Genomic DNA, 6,209 nt, shown 5'->3' with positions numbered 1-6,209 from the left:
GCGCGCCTTCGCAATGACGGTGACGCCGACGCCCTGCCTGCACGGGATTGCTTCCGGCGCTGCGCGCCTTCGCAATGACGGGGGTGCCCAGGTGCGCCCCCCGCCCCTTGAAAAACCTTTGGTTTTGGGGTTCCGGGCGCGTACAATGGGGCGGGCTTTGGGCGTCCCAACACTAGGAGCACAGGCATGGAACGCGGTCCCCTGGCGGATGTGCGGCTGGGCGTGGTGGACATGCACATGCATCCCACGCTGAAGACTTTCATGCTGGGGAAGGATTTCCTGAAGCGGCACCACCCGCCGGGGTTCTTTTTTCCGCTGACACTGCGGACGGATCTGGACGCGCTGATCGCGGGGGGGGTCAAGGCCTTTTTCTGCTCGCATTACATTGTGGAGAAGGACTTTCTTTCGGACTGCTGGCCCCTGCGCGGCATCCGCAAGTTTTCGTCCCGGGTGGACCATGTCTTTGCGGGGGATCCGGCGGACTTGACCTTTGAGTGCATGGACCATTTTGAGGCGCTGGTGGACCGGGTGAACGCGGAGCGGGGCCCGGTGATGGAGATCGCCCTGAGCCACGGGGACCTGGACCGGATCATGGCGGCGGGGAAGGTCGCGGCGCTGCACGCCGTGGAGGGCGGGCACTCGCTGGGGGGGAATCTGGACACCCTCGACCGGCTCCATGCGCGGGGCGTGTGCCACCTGATCATCCCGCATCTCTACCCGAACGAGTCGTGCTGGAATGTGGACTCCTTCGGCGGGGTGTCGTTCCTGAAGCCCATCGGGTGCTTCACGCAGGAAATCAAGCTGGACACGGGCCTGACGGATTTCGGCCGGGACGTGGTGGACCGGATGTGCGACCTGGGGATGATGGTGGACATGTGCCACGCGACGCCGAAGGCGCGCGCGGAGATCGTGGCGCGCGTGGCGGCGCACCCGAAGAAACGCCCCGTGGTCATGTCGCATGTGGGCATCCACGCCTTCTGCCCGGATCCCATGAACCCCACGGACGAGGAGATCCGGGCCATCGCGGACACGGGCGGGGTCATCGGCGTCATCGCCATGGCGTACTTCCTGACCAAGCCGGAGAAGCGCGACTGCCTGGACGTCATCGTCAAGATAGTGGAGCACATGGTGGACAAGGGCGGCGAGGACGTGGTCGCCTTCGGGTCGGACTTTGACGGGTTCACGGGGCCGCCCCGGGACTTCAAGTCGCCGCGGGACTACCGGCGCGTGCGCGATGCGCTGCTGCGCCGGTTCAGCGAGGCGCAGGTGGCCAAGTTCCTGTCCGAAAACGTGCTGCGCGCGCTGAAAAGCGGGTGGGACGCCCCGGTCCGCGCGGCGGAAAAGGCCGCGGAGGCCGCCCCGGCGGGCTGAGTGCCCGGTCCGAAGGACAGAAGACGGCGTGCCCGGCTATTCCAGCAGGCCGATCTTCTCCGCCAGCTCCTCCGCGCGCGCTTTAAGCGTGTCGAAGGCGGCGCGGCGGACGGGGTCGGTCTCCTGGTCCGCCTCGGGGGCCATGCGGTCCAGGACGGCGCGCACCATGTCCATCTGTTCCCGCAGGAGGAGCAGCACCGCGCCGGGGTCCGGCTTGCGGGCCTTGAGCAGCGCGCGGGGTCCGGCCACGGCGGCGGCGCCCTCCACTGCGCCGCCGGGCAGATCCTCCGCACCGGGCCCCTCCAGGACAATCACCTCGCCGTGGGCGCGCAGGAAGCCGAGGAGCGCCTGCTCGGTGATTCCCGAAGCCGGCTCCTCGCGCAGGCAGTGGGCCAGCAGCGTGCGGACGGGCACCAGCGGGTTGGCGGCCTGGCGCAGGTAGTTCAGGCAGCGGGTCTCGATGCTTTCCAGGCTCATGCGTTCCCTCCTGCGGAGCGTTCGGACGGCTCCTCGAGCATGTCCGTCTCCCGCAGTTCCCAGGTCTCCCGGTTGATGCGGACGGTCTTGATCTCGTGCGGGGCGAAGCGCAGCTCCCAGGTCTTCGCAAAAAACGGCAGGTGCAGCGTGGTGGTGGCCCCGCGCCCGTCGGTTTCATAACCGCGCAGCACGAGGTCCGCGCCGTCCTCGCTCTGCTTCACCACCGTGAGCAGCACGTTCGCGGCCTCCGTGCCCACGAGGCTCGCCACGGGCGGCCGGGTGCCGGGGTGCGCGGACTCGATGTGCACGATGGGGGGCGCGTTCAGCTCCCAGGCCCGCTTTGGCACGCCGGCCTCCCGCCACCCGCCGGCGTGCGGCAGCAGGCCCAGCCGGACCGTTTGCCAGCCCTGGTCCATGAGGGGCCACGCGGCGCGGGTGTCGTGCCGCCCGTTGTCGTGGTGGGCGTAGGCCGGACTGCGCAGGAGGGTCACGCGCATCACGCCGCCGCGGACATCGTACCCGTACTTGGAGTCGTTGAACACGGCGAACCCGTAGGGAAGGCCGTCCACCGCGCCCGACAGGTCGAACCACTGCTGGCCCGGCTCCTCCTCCCCCGTGGCGGGGCGCTCGGCGTGGCCGTAGGGGGCCTCGTAGGCGGCGGCGTCCCCGGCGATGCGGGTCTCAAAGGCCAGTTTCAGGGCCGTGTGCGCCTCCTGCCAGTTCACCCGCAGGACGCAGTCAATGCGCGGGGAGTCCCGGTAGAGGGTGGTCTCCATGACGGCCTCGGATTCGCGGAACCGGGTCCGGCTGCGCACGGTGGCCAGCACGTCGCCGCACTCCACCAAATCCAGGCGCGCGCCGCCGAACCGGCCCGCCTCCACCCGGTACTCCGTGAGGTCGTGGCTCCAAGTGTCCGAATGGTCCACCAGCGCCACCAAGTCCAGCCCGGATTTCAGCACGTCCACCTGGTTCCGCTTGTCGTGGAGCCCCTTGAGTCCGCCGGTTTCGGCATCGAAGTCCAGCCGCCACCAGGCGTTCTCCAGATGCGCGGGGGACGCGCCCAGGGGATTGCTCGCCCGCGCCGCGAAGGCACCCGCCCGCACATGGTAGCAGCGGTAGCCCATGGCGGGCAGGTTCGCCATGAAGGCCTGGCGGGTGTGGCCAATGCGCTCGCCCCGGACCTCCTGCGACGGCACCGGGTGCCCCGCCTCGTCCACGAGATGCACCTCGGGGCCGAGGGTGCGCCGCGCCGCCGGGGGCGCCACCACGGGCGCGTCCACCGGCCAGGTGAGCGGGTTGACGACGATGAGCGTGTTGCCCTCGGGCGTGGTGTCCACGTCCCGGCCGATGGCCTGGATCGCCTGGTTGCGGATCACGTCGGCGCGGTGCCGCGCGCCGCCCAGGGCGTCCCGCGCGTCGTCATAGGCGGACTCCAGGCTGGACCCGCCGAGGATGTCGTGGAACTGGTTGAACAGGAGGTCCTTCCAGGATTTTTCCAGCTGGGAGGAGGGATAGGGGAAGGCGCCCATGAGCCAGCCCAGGGTGGCAAAGCGCTCCGCCGTCATGAGGGCGTGCTCCACCTGCCGGTTGAGCCGCTTGATCTCGGAGTGCGCGCTGTAGCAGCCCCGGGCGTGGTGCTGGAGCTCCGTGCGCGTCCCAGGCACGGCGTCCGCCGGGGTGCGGGCCTTGAACGCGTCGAAATAGGCCTCCAGTGTGGAGAAGCGCAGCTCCGGGCCGCCGTCCGCGCACTGCGTCTCCTGGATGAACGCGATGGATTCCTTCGTCGGGCCCCCGCCGTGGTTCCCCACGCCGAAGAAGCAGAGGACATCGCGCTGGCCCGGAACCAGGTGGGGATAGGCGGGCAGGGCGCGGAACCGGGCGCGCAGTTCCTCCTCCGTGGCGTTGTAGCAGAGGGGGAGGTTGCAGGCCAGCACGCGGCTGCCGTCGGCGGACTCCCACCAGAAGGTGTTCCCGCCGGGGTAGTCCCGCTCCCGCACCGGGTCCGGGCGCATGAAGACATAGGCGTCCATGCCCAGCTTCCGGAGGATCTGCGGCAGCGTGCCCGCGTGGCCGAAACTGTCGGGGTTGAAGGCGATCCGCGCGCGGCGGCCGAAGTGCTCCTGGAAGAAGCGCTGGGAGTAGACGCCGTGGCGGATGAAGGCCTCGCCGCAGGGGATGTTGCAGTCCGGCTCCACCCACATGCCCCCGGCCAGCTCCCAGCGGCCCTCGGCAACCCGTCGGCGCACCGCCTCAAACAGCGCCGGCTCCGTGTCCTTGAGCCACTGGTAGAAGCAGGCGCTGCTCGCGGTGAAGCGGAATTCCGGCGTCTCGTCCATGCGGGCCAGGGCGCTGCGGAAGGTGGCGCGCACCTCCTCGTAGCCCTCGGTCCAGCGCCAGAGCCACACGGGGTCAATGTGCCCGTGGCCGATCATGTGATACACGGTCCGCTCGTCCATGATGACGCCTCCCCGGGACGGCGGGCCGTGTCCGGAAACCGGACCGCGCCGCCCGGCATGTGTTCTGTGCCGCCGGTCAGTCGGCGAAGAGGTGGGGCACCAGTTTGTCCGCCTCGCGGAAGTCCGCCACCAGGATGTCCGCCCCGGCGCGGAGCAGGCGCTCGCGCTTGTGCATGTCCCAGCCCCTGCCGGTCGTCTCGTCCGAGCAGACGCCCAGGGCGACACCCCCGGCGTCCTTCACGTTGCGCAGCTCCACCGGGCCGTCGCCCACGGCGAGCACCTGCGGGCCGCTCAGCTCGTGGCGCGCCATGATGTCCCGGATCACCTTCTCCTTGCTGTACTCCTCCTTCGACGGCAGAGCGCCCCAGATCTCCTCGAAGAAGGGCGCCGCCCCGACGATGCCCGCCTCGTTGCGGACGTCGTCGCGGTCCGTGCCGCTGAAGACGTACATGTGGACATCGCGCTTCGAGAGCAGCTCCAGGAAGCGCATGGCGCCTCCCACCGTCACCTGGTCAATCGTCAGTTCGCCGGCCTGCAGCCGCGCGATGCGCTGGCGCACGGGGACCATCAGGCGGTCGAGATACACCTGCTTGTACTCCGCCGGGGTGAGGATGTTGTCCTCCGGCACCAGCCCCTTTGCGCGCACCATCTCCTCCAGGCGCTCCATCTGGAAGATGGTCTGGATGCCCGTCGTCTCGTCAATCATCCGCCGGACCTCGTCCTCAATCTCCGGCGTGGCCGGGTGCTCCCCGCAGATCATCTCCACGCAGACCGGCCCCATGATTTTCTGCCAGCCCTCGCGCAGGAGGCTGATGGTGCCGTCAAAGTCGAAAAGCAGGTGGCGGAGCCGGCCGCGCACCACATTCTCGTTCACAATCTCGATTTCCGTTCCCGGAAGAAACTTCTGCTCCATGAAATGCACTGCTTCCTTTCTGCGCCGGGGCCGTTGGCCCCGGGTTGGTATGCGTGAAAAACGCGCCGGTCAGTCCACCATGAACTCGACCAGCGAAAAGACGGGCACGTCCAGCGCGGCGAGGTTCTCGCGCCCCTTCAGGGGGGGCAGCTCCACGAGAAAGGCCGCCTCGACCACCTCGCCGCCGAGCTTGCGGACCATCTTGGCCACCGCGCCGACCGTGCCGCCCGTCGCCAGCAGGTCGTCCATGATCAGCACCCGCTGGCCGGGGGCGATGCCGTCCCGGTGGATTTCCAGGGTGGCCTCGCCGTACTCCAGACTGTACGACTCCGACACCGTGTCGGCGGGCAGTTTGCCCGGTTTGCGCGCCATGATGAAGGGGATGCCCATCTCATAGGCCAGCGCGCCGCCGAACACGAAGCCCCGGGCGTCCACCCCCACGATGCCCTGCACATCCCTGTCGGCGTAGCGTGCGCGGAAGCGCCGGACCGTCTCTCGGAAAGCCTCCGGCACGAGCAGGAGCGTCGAGATGTCCTTGAACTGGATGCCCGGCTTCGGGAAATCCGGCACGTTGCGAATGCATTCCGCAAGATTCATGAAAAGGCCTCCGCCGTTGGGGAATACAAGATGCCTCCGGCGGCGAAGGGGGCCTCAGCCGCCGGGGAAAAGTGTAGCATTTCCGCCCCGACCCCGCGCAACAGACCGCATCGCGCCGCCCGTATCCCCGGACAAGAAGCTGTGGAAACCGGGGCCGTTCCGAGAACGAGATTGCTTCCCTCGCTTCGCTCGTTCGCAATGACGGGGTGGCCTGCAGTTTTGCGAGGCACCAGTCACCAACGCGTCATCGCGAGCCCCAGACCGCCGAAGGCGGGAATTCTGCCTATGAAGTGAGGGCTGCGGGAGGGCCGGAAAGTAGACGCGCCATCTTGGCGCGTTCTTTGAGCCAACGAAAACCCCAAGAACGCGCCAAGATGGCGCGTCTACTTTGCGGG

General features: G+C 68.7%; 5 protein-coding genes. 1 reads left to right on the top strand and 4 read right to left on the bottom strand.

Annotated elements, in window-relative coordinates; all coding sequences use genetic code 11:
* Positions 1-186: 186 nt before the first annotated feature.
* A complete protein-coding gene (locus tag GXY15_07245) occupies positions 187-1,371 on the top strand; it encodes a hypothetical protein (protein ID NLV41008.1) in 1,185 nt (394 codons plus the stop codon).
* Positions 1,372-1,407: 36 nt separating this feature from the next.
* Here GXY15_07245 and GXY15_07240 read toward each other — a convergent pair whose 3' ends face one another.
* The 4 genes from GXY15_07240 to GXY15_07225 form a co-directional block, all read right to left on the bottom strand.
* The gene (locus GXY15_07240) at positions 1,408-1,848 is read right to left on the bottom strand and encodes a hypothetical protein (protein NLV41007.1); all 441 of its coding nucleotides are present in this window, start codon (positions 1,846-1,848) and stop codon (positions 1,408-1,410) included.
* Entirely contained in the window at positions 1,845-4,304 is a 2,460-nt protein-coding gene (locus GXY15_07235) for an alpha-mannosidase (GenBank protein ID NLV41006.1), read from the bottom strand. Before GXY15_07235 ends, GXY15_07240 begins: the two co-directional genes overlap by 4 nt.
* Before the next feature lie 76 nt (positions 4,305-4,380).
* On the bottom strand, positions 4,381-5,217 hold the full coding sequence (locus GXY15_07230) for an HAD family hydrolase (protein ID NLV41005.1): 837 nt from the start codon (positions 5,215-5,217) through the stop codon (positions 4,381-4,383).
* 69 nt (positions 5,218-5,286) lie between these two features.
* Positions 5,287-5,814: an adenine phosphoribosyltransferase gene (locus GXY15_07225; protein NLV41004.1), complete on the bottom strand. Its 528-nt coding sequence runs from the start codon at positions 5,812-5,814 to the stop codon at positions 5,287-5,289.
* Positions 5,815-6,209: the final 395 nt, after the last annotated feature.

Source organism: Candidatus Hydrogenedentota bacterium (assembly GCA_012730045.1).
Classification (GTDB): Bacteria; Hydrogenedentota; Hydrogenedentia; order Hydrogenedentales; family CAITNO01; genus JAAYBR01.
Note: the sequence above shows the minus strand (reverse complement) of the source record. Positions and strands in the feature narration are given on the sequence as shown.